This is a genomic window from Bartonella sp. AA23NXGY, assembly GCF_042197165.1.
GTDB lineage: Bacteria > Pseudomonadota > Alphaproteobacteria > Rhizobiales > Rhizobiaceae > Bartonella.
Genome location: NZ_JBHIRO010000006.1, coordinates 30,488 through 45,277 on the forward strand (window position 1 = coordinate 30,488; position 14,790 = coordinate 45,277).

A 14,790-nucleotide genomic window follows, 5' to 3' on the forward strand; every position below is an offset into this window, starting at 1 on the left:
ATATATGTTATGTATATATTAATATTTTTCTTAAAAAGATAATAATATTATTTACAATATTTTAAAATATAAGAAATACCCCATGGTTTTTCTTAATTAAAGTTTAAAATCAGAAAAATTGCGCATATGAAAAGTTGAAGTTTTTCTCTTTGTTTACGAGAAAGATAAAGAAATATCGTTATTGAAATCGGTCTCATTGCCATTGTTTTGCCTGCATGTATTATGCGCATATGCTTGGGATTAGTTCTTTTATTTTTCAGGCGGATATTGACTGTATTTACGCTTTGTAGAGCATAGAAAGCCTCTATGCTATCGTTGATCTTATAGATTGCTAGCATGTTGTTTAGCGCGGCTCTTGGTGCTCTATTGGGTATTTGAGATGTTTATTTTGCTCAAGTGACTTACATGAAAGAGTTTTGTTATTGTATTATGCAGCCATAAGCCTCTTTTGCCTGCTTTACGCCATTGGCATGCGGGGAAATTGTTTACGCATGTTGGAGAAGTTAAGAGAATGCGTGATTTTCAATGAAAATCATTGCGATAATCGTATTCAATATTCTTTTGCTATTAGTGATTTTGCGACAGTTTTTTCATTCATGCTCAACGCCCCTCTTATCATTTTGCTTTTATATAAGGATTTATTTTTTATGTTGCTTTTGCTGGAGAGGCGTTCAGAGGGGAGTAAAGTAGAGCCAATATGCGAGAATATGAGAGCCAAATTGTAATGCTATTTTGAAGCTATTGTACGTGTTGTGGATGTGCCGGTGAGAAATTTGAGAAGACCAGCTTTTTTGCTTATTTTGCTAACAGGATGAAAGAGGGACTGGAATCTTTTTTGCTAGAATTGCTCCTTTATTGAGATTGAAGGAAATATTTTTCTCATTTCTGCTGTTTTTGGCTTGTTCGTAGAATCTTCAATGGGAATTTATTGAAGGGGGAATAGATTTATATGAGGGGAAATTGCTTTACACAGGGCGTTTTCCAAATAAAGCGGAGCCAATGCGAAGGACATTAGAGCCAAACTGTAGAGCGGTTTTGAAATCACTGGACATACCCATGGAAAGCTTTGGAAGACCTGCTTGTTTTGCTAATTTTGCTAGAAGAGCGAAATAGGGACCGGGGTTTTCGTCGACAGGGGGGATGCCCATAAGTCCGATGATATCAAGTCCATAATTGTTTTTGCATTGGTTGACAAAAGATGTAGCTTCTTGTGGTGCTATACCACTTTTTTGCGGTTCTAAGCCAATGTTAACTTGAACATAGCAGGGGAGATGCTTTTTTTGTTTTTCCATTTCTTCAGCTAAGCTTTTGGCTATTTTTTCACGGTCAACCGTTTGAATAACATCAAAAAGTTTGATCGCCTCTGCTGTTTTATTTGATTGTAGGGGACCAATGAGATGAAGTTTAATATTTTCAAATTGTTGACGTAAAGCAGGCCATTTTTGTGCTGCTTCTTGTACGCGGTTTTCTGCAAACAAAGATTGGCCTGCTTGCAAAAGGGGTCGTATATCAATAGCAGAAACAGTTTTTGAAACAGCGATAAGTTCAATTTCTTCTACAGGGCGTTGTAACTCTTGACATGTTTCAGCAATGTCTTTTTGAAGGTTTTGCCATGCTTCAACGGAAGGGGCATCAAGGGGTGTTTGTGTATTCATATTTTTGTGCTTTACCTTTTTTGTTCAAGAGTTGGTCGTTTTTTTTTAAAGTTTTATAAAATACTTAGGGAAATATTTCACGAAAATGTTGACGATGAGGTTAATCCATGGTCAAGCATAATAAAACAAGTTTTTGGTTCAGTTTTATTAAAAGAGTATAATGGGAATGACGATTGAGCATTATAAGATAGGCGAACGCTATAATCCACGGGCGAGAGAAAAAAAATGGCAAGAAATTTGGGATGAAAAGAAAATTTTTCAGACTGTCCAAGAAGATGCTCGTGAAAAATATTATGTTTTAGAGATGTTTCCTTATCCTTCTGGCCGTATTCACATGGGGCATGTGCGCAATTATGCCATGGGGGATGTGGTTGCACGCTATAAACGCGCCAAGGGGTTTAATGTGCTTCATCCCATGGGGTGGGATGCTTTTGGGATGCCGGCTGAAAATGCCGCTATGCAAAATAAAGTGCACCCTAAAACTTGGACCTATCAAAATATTGCGGTGATGCGTGGGCAATTAAAACAATTAGGGCTCTCGATAGATTGGACTCGGGAATTTGCGACTTGTGATGAGGAATATTACCACCGACAACAAATGTTGTTCCTTGATTTCTATCAAAAGGGGTTGGTAGCACGTAAAGTGGCTAAGGTGAATTGGGATCCTGTTGATCATACTGTTTTGGCCAATGAACAGGTTGTTGATGGGCGGGGATGGCGTTCTGGTGTGTTGGTTGAACAACGTGAGTTGACGCAGTGGTTTTTCAAAATTAGCGACTTTAGTGAAGATCTCTTGGCAGGGCTTGAAGAGCTGAACCAATGGCCGGAAAAAGTTCGCACCATGCAAAAAAACTGGATTGGAAAATCACAAGGTTTGCTGATTCGTTGGGCTTTAAAGTCGGCGGGTGATGCTGATGATGTTTGTGAGAAATTTGATGAGGTTGTTTGTTATTCAACGCGTCCTGATACACTGTTTGGCGCTTCCTTTTTGGCTCTGTCTGTTGATCATCCTATTGCACAAGCTTTGGCAAAAAAAGACAAAGCGTTGAGTGCTTTTATTGAAAATTGTCGGTGTGGTGGAACGACAACGGCAGCACTTGAAACAGCTGAAAAACAAGGGTTTCTCACGCCCCTTTTGGCTGTTCATCCTTTCGATTCAACAGTACATATTCCCGTTTATATCGCGAATTTTGTGCTTATGGACTATGGAACAGGGGTTGTTTTTGGTTGTCCAGCTCATGATCAGAGAGATTTCGATTTTGCGCGTAAATATGATCTTCCAATAAAACCCGTGGTTTTACCAAAAGGAGAGCAAGCAGAAGATTTTGTTACACCTGAAACACCTTATACGGGTGATGGGGTGATGATCAATTCTAGTTTTTTGGATGGTTTGACACCCCGACAAGCTTTTGAAGAAGCTGCTAAAAAGCTTGAAAAACAAATGCTCAATGGGCAACCGCAAGGGAAGAAAACAGTGCAATTTCGTTTGCGTGATTGGGGGATTTCACGTCAACGTTATTGGGGGTGTCCCATTCCGATGATCCATTGTACAACTTGTGGGGTTGTTCCTGTTCCACGTGCCAATTTACCGGTTGTGTTGCCTGATGATGTTACTTTTGATCAACCAGGAAATCCTCTTGCACGACATGAAACATGGCAGAATGTTACTTGTCCTTCCTGTGGTCAACCTGCCAAACGTGAAACCGATACCATGGATACATTTGTTGACTCTTCTTGGTATTATGCACGCTTTACGGCTCCTTTTGCGCAGGAACCTGTCGACAAACAAGCAATCTCTGAATGGTTGCCTGTGCAACAATATATTGGTGGAATTGAGCATGCCATTTTGCATCTTCTTTATGCACGCTTTTTTATGCGTGCCATGAAATTGGTCGGTCATGTGACGGTAGATGAGCCTTTTAAGGGGCTTTTTACCCAAGGTATGGTGGTGCATGAAACCTATCGAGATGATAAAGGGTGGGTTTCTCCAGCAGAAATTTCGATTGTTGAAAAAGATGGAAAGCGGTGTGCTTATAAATTAACCGATCAAAGTGAAGTGACGATTGGTTTGATTGAGAAAATGTCAAAATCAAAAAAGAATGTCGTTGATCCTGATGATATTATTGCATCTTATGGCGCTGATACTGTGCGTTGGTTTGTGTTGTCAGATTCTCCTCCCGAGCGGGATGTCATTTGGACAGAATCTGGTGTTGAAGGTGCACATCGCTTTGTACAGCGTGTTTGGCGCCATGTGGCTGTGAGTGCTTCTATTTTAAAGGATGTGGCGCCTTGTGCAGGGCATCAGGGAGCGGCTTTGGAACTCTCAAAGGTCGCACATCGCACGCTCCACGCTGTAGAAGATGATTTGGAAAAATTCGCTTTTAATCGGGCTATTGCACGCCTTTATGAATTCTTGAATATTATGGCGCCGTTGTTAAATAGGATAGAAAGTGTTGACGATGAAATGAAAGCTTCTTTACGTCAAGCCATGGATTTTTTTCTTGCTATGATTGCACCCATGATGCCCCATTTAGCAGAAGAATGTCATGCTGCTTTAGGGGGAAAAAATTTAATATCTGCGCTTGCTTGGCCTATTTATGATCCCACGTTAACCGTTGCGGAATGCTATACTTTGCCAGTACAAATTAATGGTAAAAAACGTGGTGAGGTGAGCGTTGCAGCAACTGCTGATGAGGTGATGATTAAAGAAGCGGTTTTGGCGTTAGATTTTGTAAAGGCGCAGCTAATTGAAAAGCCTGTGAAAAAAATCATTGTTGTTCCACAAAGGATTGTGAATGTCGTTTTTTAGAAGTTCTATTCTTGTCATTTTAGCTGGTGTATTCACACTGTTGTGTGGATGCAAAGTTGAACCGCTTTACCGTCAAGAGTTGCAGAGTGCAATGACAATGGATTCTGCTTCTTATGGGAATCCTGCTTCTGGATACCCTTCTGGACAAGCTTCTTTGGGATTAGCGCAAAAGCTTGCTTCTATTGTTGTGGAAGAACCTTCGGATCGTTTTGGACAAATGGTGCGCAACCATCTGCTTTTTCTTTTGTATGGAAATGGTGCTAAACCTTCTCTACCTGCTTATCAATTGGCATTACAGATATCCGTCTTTACAAGAGAATCTATGCAGATAGAGGTTGATTTCGAGAAAAAGAGAAAGGGACGACCTTCTGTTGGAACTGTTATGAGCAGAGCTTCTTACACTTTGCAGGATATGAAAAATACTCTTGTTGCAAAAGGAACAGCAATGATGAATGCATCTTTTGAGCGACTTCGTCAAGAATATGCAACGCTGCAAGCAGAAGAAGATGCAAAAAAACGTGTTGCGGAAGAGTTGGCTGAACAGATCTTTTTGTTACTTTCAAAAGATCTTTCCAATAAAAATTCTAGATATTAAGCAATATTTTGTCCTGTTTTTTTCCAGTCGTCGAGGAATATTTGCAACCCTTTGTCGGTGAGAGGGTGTTTGACCAGTGCTTTTAAGATTGCTGGTGGAACTGTTGCAATGTCAGCACCACTGAGTGCTGCTTCTTTGACATGATTAACGGTGCGGATTGAAGCGGCCAAGATTTGTGTTTCAAAGTTATAGTTATCATAAATTGTGCGAATTTCATGAAGCAGTTCACTTCCATCATTTCCACAATCATCAAGTCTACCAATAAAAGGTGAAACGAATGTTGCGCCTGCTTTGGCGGCTAATAAGGCTTGATTGGCAGAAAAACAAAGGGTGAGATTTGTTTTTAGTCCTGCTGCTGTGAGGGCTTTACAGGCTTTTAATCCATCGAGTGTTAAAGGAAGCTTGATACAAATATTGTCGGCAATCTTTGCTAAAACAGCTGCTTCTTTCATCATGTTTTCAAATTCTGTTGCTGCAACTTCAGCAGAAACAGGTCCGCTAACGAGAGCACAAATTTCTTTTGTAACATCAAGAATATTGCGTCCTGATTTTAGGATAAGAGAGGGATTGGTTGTGACACCATCAACAAGGCTTAAATTCTGTAACTCTTGAATTTCTTCAATATTGGCGCTATCCACAAAAAATTTCATCTCTAACCTCTTCTTTTTAGCTTTATCCTATTTTTTGTTATGCGCTATTGTTGACTGCAAAAGCAAGAGAAAGAATTAATATCTGTGTAAAGAACAAGAATGCTATGGTGTTAATCATGTACCCGTTTTCGGTAAAGAAATATGATTTATCGTTTCCACACCCATTTCATAGTGTTACTCGTGATAAGGCATAGAATTCATTGCGTACCAATATTTTTGCGTATTGGCATCTTTGCGTAGCGGTGTTTTTATATTTATGGAAATAAGCTAGCATTATCAAACACTTTGCTCATTTCCTATTTGCGATTGCTCTTGATATTTGAGAGTGCATCATAAGATACCTTCCTTTTTTAGGGGGTATGTTTAACTTTGTTTTTGATGAAAGCGGATGGATTTATTTTGTCGTAAAACACTGTTGAAGAACGCCTGTAAAATTTTACGCATGAAGGGTTTTTTTATGGTCAATTACATTGATTTATTCTGTGTTCTCCATTCTTCAACAATACGCTTTTGTGCTGCTTGTATTGTTGCTTGATTCTCAATCAAGCTGAAAGATGTATACACGTGTTTTCACGTTTTGGCACAAAGCCAAGGTGAATATTGTAACGGCTCCATTTGCAATATTATTCTCCCTATAATTAAAATCATGGGATACTCTTTCATCAATAAGGATTTACAAATGTTCCTCGATGGGGTTGAAATGAGAAAAATTCATCGTATTGAGGGTTTTATTACAATAGGTAAAATGATGATTATATCTTTATAAATCAGTTTGTTGAAGATAAATTGAGATATGAGGCGGTAAAAAAATAAAAGTGTGCGTTGGGAAGAAGTCATATTATGGGATCGCTTTGTTGAAGGATGCACTTAACCGATAGCATGTTGAATGCTTAATAGTGATGCGCTTTATTTGCACAGAAGAATGGCGCTGTTTTTTTTGCTATAGAGTTTTTTATTATAGACGATGAGATTGGTTCTTTTATTGGCACTTTGGTGATGAAATGAGTATTAAAAAGAATTTTTGTTAGAAAAGTGTTGTAATCGGGGGGATTGAATCCTGCAATGAATTTTATAAGAGTGTTTAAAGATTAAGGTTTAGGCCTGTTGGTGTTCAATAGGTCGTAGATTGGTTTAAAAGATGAATTCAAACATGATAGAGGAAAAGATTGTATCCGTATTGGTTCCTCTTCCTGTTGCTCACGCTTATAGTTATAAAGTTCCATCTTCTATGGAGGTGAACGTTGGTTCCTTTGTTCGGGTTCCGTTGATGGGGCGTGAGCTTTGCGGTTTTGTTGTGGACGTTGGAGAGCAGACAGCCGATGGGCAAAAGTCTGCTCCTGTGGCGCGTGAAAAATTACGCTCTCTGCTTCATGTTTTTGATTGTCCCCCATTAAAGGCAGAAATGATCACATTTTTGCGTTTTGTTAGTCGCTATACAATGGCACCTTTTGGTCTTGTAGCACGATTGGTTTTGTCGGTACCGGCTGCTTTAGAGCCGGAAGCGCAGATGCTGGGTTTGCGATATTGTGGTGGAAATGTAGAACGTCTCACACCAGCGCGATCACGGATTTTGGAATTGGTGCGTAATGAGAAGATATGGACACGTTCTGGTCTGGCACATGCGGCTGGAACTTCGGTTTCTGTTGTTGAAGGTTTAAAAGCGCTAGGAATTTTTGAAGATGTTAAGGTTCCTGCTCCTGATCTTGTGGCAATGCCTGATCCTGATTTTTGTCCCCCTCAGTTGCAGGGAGCGCAAAATGAAGCAGCAACATTATTGCGGGAAGGTGTTTTATCTTCTCAGTTTCAAGTTTTTTTGCTTGATGGTGTTACCGGATCAGGAAAGACGGAAGTTTATTTTGAAGCGGTCGCTCAAGCCTTCAGAGGAGGTAAGCAGGTTTTAATTTTATTGCCGGAAATTGCTTTAACGCAGCAGTTTTTAGATCGTTTTTATGCACGCTTTGGCGCTGCGGCAGCAGAATGGCATTCTGATCTGACGCCACGTCGTAGAGAACGCGTCTGGCGGCAAGTTGCAGAAGGGCGGGTGCGTGTCGTTGCGGGGGCTCGTTCAGCACTTTTTCTTCCCTTTCATGAGCTTGGCTTGATTGTTGTCGATGAAGAGCACGATAGCGCTTATAAACAAGAAGAGCGCATTTTTTATCATGCGCGTGATATGGCTGTTGCACGGGGCTCTTTTGAGCATTTTCCTGTTATTTTATCTTCAGCCACACCGTCGATTGAAAGCCAAGCCAATGTTTTAAAAGGGCGTTATCAAAAGGTGCATTTACCTTCCCGTTTTAAAGAAGCTGCACTTCCACAGTTGCGGGTGGTTGATATGCGCCAAGGAGGGGTGCAAAAGGGGCGCTTTATTTCCTTTGCTCTTGAAAGGGCTTTAAAACAAACGCTTGATAAGGGCGAACAAGCTCTTCTTTTTCTTAATCGTCGTGGTTATGCACCTTTGACTTTATGCCGAATTTGCGGACATCGTTTTCATTGTACCGATTGTTCAAGTTGGTTGGTAGAACATCGTGCGCAAGGGCAACTGAAATGTCATCATTGTGGATATCATGAACCACTTCCTGAAGCCTGTCCTGAATGCGGAACCTTAGATCATCTCGTGGCTTGTGGACCGGGTGTGGAAAGAATTGCCGAAGAAACACAAATGCTTTTTCCTCAAGCGCGATCATTGATCCTTTCAACAGATCTCAAAGGAGGGATTGGGAAGTTGCGAAGCGAATTACAAGCCATTGCAAATGGCGATGTGGACATTATTATTGGAACACAGTTGGTCGCTAAAGGACATCATTTTCCCAAGCTCTCTCTGGTTGGCGTTATTGATGCTGATCTTGGTCTTGCCAATGGCGATTTACGCGCAAGTGAACGTACCTATCAGCTGCTTTCTCAAGTTACCGGAAGAGCAGGGCGTGTGGGATTGAAAAGTTTAGGATTATTGCAAACTTATCAACCAGATCATCCGGTCATCAAAGCCTTACTTGCATGCCAGCCAGAAGATTTTTACACACGTGAGATTGCAGCACGTCAGCATTATCATTTGCCTCCCTATGGGCGGCTTGCCTCTTTGATCGTGTCTGCACAACAGCGCCAAGCAGCAGAACATTATGCGCGCGCATTGCGTCAGGCAGCGCCACGGGAAAAAAATATCTTGGTTATGGGACCAGCAGAAGCGCCTTTGGCTTTGGTTCGGGGGCGTTATCGTTTTCGGCTTTTGCTGCAAGGACAGCGTTCTTTTGATATACAAGGGTTTATACGTGCAATGCTTAGCGGTACACCCAAAATGCCCAGTTCCGTTCGGGTTCAAATTGATATTGATCCGCAAAGTTTTTTCTAAAACCAGTATCGCATAAAGTGAAGGTCTCTTTGCTTAAGGTGCTTTACTTGAACTCTTATATTATTCAGAATAAGCATCCAAGCAGCAAAATATGATACATGTATTGCATTAAGTAGAGCCACGGGAAAAAATATCTTTGTTATAGAACCAGCAGAAGCGCCTCTCTTCTTCGAGGGCACTATCATTTCGGCTTTTACTTCTTTTTTGTATGAGGGACAGTATTCTTTTGATAGGCGGATTCTTTTTATAAGGGCTGAAAATGCTTAGCTGTACACCCAAAATACCCAATTCTATTCGCGTTCAAATTGATCTATGCTTTTTCTAAATCAGTGCAATATAGTGCCATATAAAGTGAAGCTATGCGGGCTTAATGAAGGGCGTGATTTTGATAAAAAAATTTGAAAAGAGAGAATTTGTCGATATTTGAAGCTTGTCCGGTATGAAAAATGATATATTATCATTATAAATCAATGTTTTGTATATTTAAAGAGTGTGCTTACAAGAAAATATTACTTGGTGAAATTTTTTAAAAGGAGTGGGTATTTGAAGAAAAAAGAGCAATGTTTTCTTTAATTTTTAGGAGGATATTCATTATTTTTTCTTTCTTATCAGTTTGAAATAATAGACTTTTTCAATCGCAGCTGCATCTCATTAAAGGTCTTGTGGTGATAAAGGGAGTGTTTTTGGGAGAAGAAGTATTTTATTATGGTGGCAAGGGCATTTGAAGAAAAATCAAAGAGAGTGAAAAAATCGCTCAGAGAATGTCAAAAAGAGGCATAAAAAAACTGTGATGCCATCCTGTATATCTAAAAAAAATGCTTTTCAAAAATATTTTGAATATTTTATTAAAATTTTTAAAAAGCAGCGATTTGTGGTGTTGCGAGTCGGCTATGTCTATGCTAGAAACCAAGTGATTTTTGTTCTAGGTTTTAAGAAAAAGATTCTTAAGATTGAGAATGTCTGTTTCATTTCATCTGATAACTATCAGAGAGTCGCTCAAGGGAAAGAGGCGGTATTTCGTGTCGGATTCATTTTCTCTCATACCGCTGCCGTTGGTAGATCAACGCTATGCGCAAGCGCTTTTTGATTGCGTTCAAGAAGCCGGAAACGTTGAAAAGGTTGAAAAGGCAGTAGAGGATCTTTTACTTGTTTTGGAGCATAAGGATTTAAAACGCTTTGTGCTTAGTCCATTCTTTTCAGTTAAAGAGCAAATTAAGGTGATGCAATCTGTTTGTGCAAACATCAAATTTGCTGATAAAAACGCAGGGCAGGTCATTGGTAATTTTTTACGCGTTATTGCAACAAACCGTAGGCTTAGTGCCGTATTTGGTATTTTACGTGCTTTCCAGCATTGTGTTGCACGCGCTCGTAGGCAGGTTACTGCGCAAATTGTTTCTGCATGCCCTTTAAGTTCTCAACAAAGACAAGAGTTGTGTGAGGCTTTGCAAGGTGTTGTTGGAGGAAAAGTCTTGCTGCACATCATTGTGGATCCAACAATTCTTGGTGGATTAATCGTTCGTGTGGGATCGTCTCAAATTGATACGTCTCTTCTCACAAAATTGTCTTCACTTAAGCTTGCATTGAAAAAAGAGGTCAGCTGATGGATATTAGACCATCTGAAATTTCAAAAATTCTAAAAGAGCAAATCAAAAACTTTGACCAAAAGGCTGAGGTTTCAGAAATTGGTTGGGTTCTCTCTGTAGGGGATGGTATTGCTCGCGTTTATGGTTTGGATAATGTCCAAGCAGGGGAAATGGTCGCCTTTCCAAACGGTGTGCGTGGTATGGCACTCAATTTGGAAGTTGATAATGTTGGTGTGGTCATTTTTGGCTCAGATCGTGATATTCGTGAAGGTGATTGTGTAAAGCGGCTAGGCGCTATCGTCGATGTTCCTGTGGGTCCCGCTTTGCTTGGGCGTGTGGTTGATGCGTTGGGAAACCCTATCGATGGGAAGGGGCCCATTAAAGCAACAGAGCGTCGTCGTGTCGATGTTAAGGCTCCTGGAATTATTCCGCGTCAGTCTGTCCATGAACCGATGTCGACCGGATTGAAAGCGATTGACGCACTCATCCCTATTGGACGGGGGCAGCGTGAATTGGTGATTGGTGATCGCCAAACAGGAAAAACAGCAATTTTGCTCGATACATTTTTAAACCAAAAACCTTTTCATGAGACAGGGGCTGGACGAGAGCAAGACAAAGTTTATTGTATTTATGTGGCTATCGGTCAAAAACGTTCGACGGTGGCACAATTCGTTAAAGTTTTAGAAGAACGTGGAGCGCTGGAATATTCTATTATTGTTGCAGCGACCGCTTCTGATCCAGCACCACTGCAATTTATTGCACCTCTTGCTGGGTGTGCTATGGGTGAGTATTTCCGTGATAATGGGCAACATGCTTTGATTGGTTATGATGACTTATCAAAACAGGCGGTGGCGTATCGTCAAATGTCTCTTTTATTGCGTCGTCCTCCAGGTCGTGAAGCTTATCCGGGAGATGTTTTCTATCTGCATTCGCGTCTTTTAGAGCGGGCTGCGAAGTTGAATGCGGAAAATGGATCTGGGTCGTTGACAGCTTTGCCAGTTATTGAAACGCAAGCAAATGATGTTTCTGCCTATATTCCTACAAATGTGATTTCGATTACTGATGGGCAAATTTTTCTAGAGACTAATTTGTTTTATCAAGGAATTCGTCCTGCTGTAAATGTTGGTCTTTCTGTATCACGTGTTGGTTCTGCTGCACAAATTAAGGCAATGAAGCAAGTTGCTGGCTCGATTAAAGGTGAATTGGCGCAATATCGTGAAATGGCAGCTTTTGCGCAGTTTGGCTCTGATTTGGATGCGTCAACCCAGCGTCTGTTAAATCGGGGTGCGCGTTTGACAGAGCTGTTGAAGCAGCCGCAATTTTCTCCACTCAAAACAGAAGAACAGGTGGTGGTTATTTTTGCGGGTGTGAATGGCTATCTTGATGCTTTGGCGGTTTCTGATGTTGCGCGGTTTGAGCAGGGACTTTTAGTGCTGTTGCGTAGTGATTATCAAGATCTCTTAAAGGCAATTGCTGAGCAAAAGCAAATAACAGATGAGCTGAAAGATAAGTTGATAACTGTTCTTGATACTTATGCGAAAAATTTCTCGTGATGAATTGATGGAATGCTTGAATGGCTTCACTAAAAGATCTTAGAGACCGTATCGCTTCGGTTAAAGCAACACAAAAGATTACCAAAGCTATGCAAATGGTTGCAGCGGCAAGGTTGCATCGTGCTCAAGAGGCAGCGCAGTCTGCACGCCCTTATGCGAAGAGAATGGCTGATATTTTGACCAGTGTTGCTGCTGATGTAGATGGTGTTGATGCGCCTACTCTTATGCGTGGTACGGGGCGCGATGATGTGCATCTTTTGGTGGTGTGTACTGCTGAGCGCGGTTTGTGTGGTGCTTTTAATGTGCAAATTGCTCGTCGTGCACGTGAACAGATTAAGGCATTGTTGGCGGCTGATAAAATAGTAAAAATTATCACTGTGGGTAAAAAGGGCGCGGATATTTTATCGCGTGATTACAAAGGTTTGATAATTGACCATATCGATTTGCATGCTGTAAAGCGAATTGGTTTTGCAGAGGCAGTGATGATTAGTCAACGGATTGTTGATTTATTCAATGAAGGCGCTTTCGATGTTTGTACGCTGTTTTATTCTGAATTTGTTTCCGTAATTAATCAGCGTCCAACAGCTTTGGATTTGATTCCAATGGTTGCTCCAAAAGCAACTGTTAGGGCAATAGATATTGTGGAGCAAACCGATCATAACAAAGGTTCACAATCGATTGTTTATGAATATGAACCTGATGCTGCGTCTCTTTTAGAGGCCCTTGTACCACGTAATCTTTCGGTGCAAATCTTTCGGGCTTTGCTAGAAAATGTTGCTGGTGAAATGGGCGCCAAGATGACAGCTATGGATAATGCATCGCGCAATGCGGGTGAAATGATTAGTAAATTGACGGTGGCTTATAATCGTCAACGTCAAGCACAGATTACGACAGAATTGATCGAAATTATTGCGGGCGCTGAAGCGCTTTAAATGGAGAAGGTAAGGATTGATGGTAAAAGCAGTAACCTCAAGCAAAGGAACAGAAAAAGGTGAAAAAAAGAAACCAGCTGCTCGTTCCAGCGTGAAAAAAGCCGCTTCGAAATCTCAAGTGGATGTAAAGGCTTCCTCTGTACCTGCGCGTGATGCAGCTAAAGATACACCTGTAAAAAAAGATACATCCGCAAAAAAAGAAGAGCGTGCAAAAGGCGCTGTTGGTGAAATCAAGCAGATTATTGGTGCTGTCGTTGATGTGCAATTTGAAGGTGAATTGCCAAATATTCTCAACGCTTTGGAAACAGAGAATTTAGGTAATCGCTTAGTATTAGAAGTTGCGCAGCATTTGGGTGAAAATACTGTGCGTACGATTGCTATGGATACGACTGATGGTTTGATGCGGGGCCAAAAGGTTGTGGATACAGGCACACAAATTAGCGTTCCTGTAGGAGAAGCAACGTTGGGACGTATTATGAATGTGATTGGGGAACCGGTGGATAATGTGGGACCAATCGCTTCAACCAAAACACGTTCTATTCACCAAGAGGCACCTGAATATGTTGAACAATCGACTGTTTCGGAAATTCTTGTCACCGGTATTAAAGTCGTGGATTTGTTAGCCCCTTATTCTAAAGGAGGTAAAATTGGCTTGTTTGGTGGTGCTGGTGTTGGAAAAACCGTTCTCATTATGGAGCTTATAAACAATATTGCAAAGGCACATGGTGGCTATTCTGTATTTGCTGGTGTGGGAGAACGTACACGTGAAGGAAATGATCTTTATTATGAAATGATCGAAAGCCGCGTGAATGTGAATCCAAAAGAGAATAATGGTTCAACGGAAGGGTCAAAGTGTGCCCTTGTTTACGGGCAAATGAATGAACCACCAGGAGCGCGTGCGCGTGTGGCTCTTTCAGGATTGACAATTGCAGAAAGTTTCCGTGATGAAGGACAAGATGTTCTCTTCTTTGTGGATAATATTTTCCGTTTCACGCAAGCAGGAGCTGAGGTGTCTGCTCTTTTAGGGCGTATTCCTTCTGCTGTGGGGTATCAGCCAACTTTGGCAACAGATATGGGGGCGTTGCAAGAACGTATTACTAGTACAAAAACAGGCTCTATTACTTCCGTTCAGGCAATTTATGTTCCGGCAGATGACTTGACGGATCCGGCGCCGGCAGCGTCTTTTGCTCATTTGGATGCAACAACTGTTCTTTCGCGCTCTATTGCGGAAAAGGGGATTTATCCAGCGGTTGATCCGCTTGACTCTTTCTCGCGTATGTTGGATCCATTGATTGTGGGGGAAGAGCATTACACTGTTGCTTGTCAAGTGCAAACCATTTTACAACGTTATAGAGCGCTTCAGGATATTATTGCTATTCTTGGAATGGATGAACTTTCTGAAGATGACAAATTGCTGGTGGGGCGGGCGCGTAAAATTGAACGTTTCCTTTCGCAACCTTTCCATGTTGCGGAAGCCTTTACTGGTTCACCGGGGAAACTCGTTCCTTTGGAAGAGACAATCAAAGGCTTTAAGGGGCTTTGTGCTGGCGATTATGATGATTTGCCAGAAGCTGCTTTTTATATGGTTGGTTCGATTGATGAAGCACTTGAAAAAGGAAAGCGTCTCATGGCAGAGGCTTCTTAGTAAGAAGCTTCTTATTCAAGAG

General features: G+C 41.2%; 9 protein-coding genes. 7 read left to right on the forward strand and 2 right to left on the reverse strand.

From position 1 onward, the window contains the following. Positions 1-965: 965 nt before the first annotated feature. On the reverse strand, positions 966-1,655 hold the full coding sequence (locus tag ACFINY_RS04520; protein WP_375649803.1) for a YggS family pyridoxal phosphate-dependent enzyme: 690 nt from the start codon (positions 1,653-1,655) through the stop codon (positions 966-968). A 166-nt stretch (positions 1,656-1,821) separates the two neighbouring features. Between ACFINY_RS04520 and leuS the strand changes: the two genes are divergently transcribed. Together leuS and lptE are read left to right on the forward strand one after the other, a co-directional pair. After that, positions 1,822-4,464 carry a leucine--tRNA ligase gene (gene leuS / locus ACFINY_RS04525; RefSeq protein ID WP_375700884.1) on the forward strand — a complete coding sequence of 881 codons (2,643 nt, stop codon included), beginning with the start codon at positions 1,822-1,824 and terminating at the stop codon, positions 4,462-4,464. Then, the gene (lptE, locus tag ACFINY_RS04530) at positions 4,451-5,059 is read left to right on the forward strand and encodes an LPS assembly lipoprotein LptE (protein ID WP_375628707.1); all 609 of its coding nucleotides are present in this window, start codon (positions 4,451-4,453) and stop codon (positions 5,057-5,059) included. The genes leuS and lptE overlap by 14 nt, the downstream gene beginning before the upstream one ends. On the opposite strand, the gene fsa is transcribed toward lptE, so the two are convergent. Then, positions 5,056-5,709 carry a fructose-6-phosphate aldolase gene (gene fsa / locus ACFINY_RS04535; protein ID WP_375668291.1) on the reverse strand — a complete coding sequence of 218 codons (654 nt, stop codon included), beginning with the start codon at positions 5,707-5,709 and terminating at the stop codon, positions 5,056-5,058. The two genes, lptE and fsa, sit on opposite strands and share 4 nt — an antisense overlap. A gap of 1,150 nt (positions 5,710-6,859) precedes the next feature. Here fsa and ACFINY_RS04540 point away from each other — a divergent pair. From ACFINY_RS04540 to atpD, 5 genes are all read left to right on the forward strand, one after another. Then, complete coding sequence (locus tag ACFINY_RS04540) at positions 6,860-9,055, forward strand: primosomal protein N' (RefSeq protein ID WP_375611720.1); 2,196 nt, start codon at positions 6,860-6,862, stop codon at positions 9,053-9,055. Positions 9,056-10,074: 1,019 nt separating this feature from the next. Next, complete coding sequence (atpH, locus tag ACFINY_RS04545) at positions 10,075-10,656, forward strand: ATP synthase F1 subunit delta (protein ID WP_375611721.1); 582 nt, start codon at positions 10,075-10,077, stop codon at positions 10,654-10,656. Continuing rightward, positions 10,656-12,191 (forward strand): F0F1 ATP synthase subunit alpha, encoded by a 1,536-nt coding sequence (atpA, locus tag ACFINY_RS04550; protein WP_375611722.1) that lies wholly within the window; start codon positions 10,656-10,658, stop codon positions 12,189-12,191. The genes atpH and atpA overlap by 1 nt, the downstream gene beginning before the upstream one ends. A gap of 20 nt (positions 12,192-12,211) precedes the next feature. Continuing rightward, positions 12,212-13,123 carry a F0F1 ATP synthase subunit gamma gene (locus tag ACFINY_RS04555; RefSeq protein ID WP_375611723.1) on the forward strand — a complete coding sequence of 304 codons (912 nt, stop codon included), beginning with the start codon at positions 12,212-12,214 and terminating at the stop codon, positions 13,121-13,123. Positions 13,124-13,142: 19 nt separating this feature from the next. Continuing rightward, a complete protein-coding gene (gene atpD / locus ACFINY_RS04560) occupies positions 13,143-14,768 on the forward strand; it encodes a F0F1 ATP synthase subunit beta (protein WP_375611724.1) in 1,626 nt (541 codons plus the stop codon). Positions 14,769-14,790 lie beyond the last annotated feature (22 nt).

Bases quoted from the DNA above. Each gene is read 5' to 3' on its own strand.
- ACFINY_RS04555 (WP_375611723.1), top strand. From the start codon at position 12,212: ATGGCTTCACTAAAAGATCTTAGAGACCGTATCGCTTCGGTTAAAGCA.
- ACFINY_RS04520 (WP_375649803.1), bottom strand. From the start codon at position 1,655: ATGAATACACAAACACCCCTTGATGCCCCTTCCGTTGAAGCATGGCAA.
- atpD (WP_375611724.1), top strand. From the start codon at position 13,143: ATGGTAAAAGCAGTAACCTCAAGCAAAGGAACAGAAAAAGGTGAAAAA.
- atpA (WP_375611722.1), top strand. From the start codon at position 10,656: ATGGATATTAGACCATCTGAAATTTCAAAAATTCTAAAAGAGCAAATC.
- ACFINY_RS04540 (WP_375611720.1), top strand. From the start codon at position 6,860: ATGATAGAGGAAAAGATTGTATCCGTATTGGTTCCTCTTCCTGTTGCT.
- fsa (WP_375668291.1), bottom strand. From the start codon at position 5,709: ATGAAATTTTTTGTGGATAGCGCCAATATTGAAGAAATTCAAGAGTTA.
- leuS (WP_375700884.1), top strand. From the start codon at position 1,822: ATGACGATTGAGCATTATAAGATAGGCGAACGCTATAATCCACGGGCG.
- lptE (WP_375628707.1), top strand. From the start codon at position 4,451: ATGTCGTTTTTTAGAAGTTCTATTCTTGTCATTTTAGCTGGTGTATTC.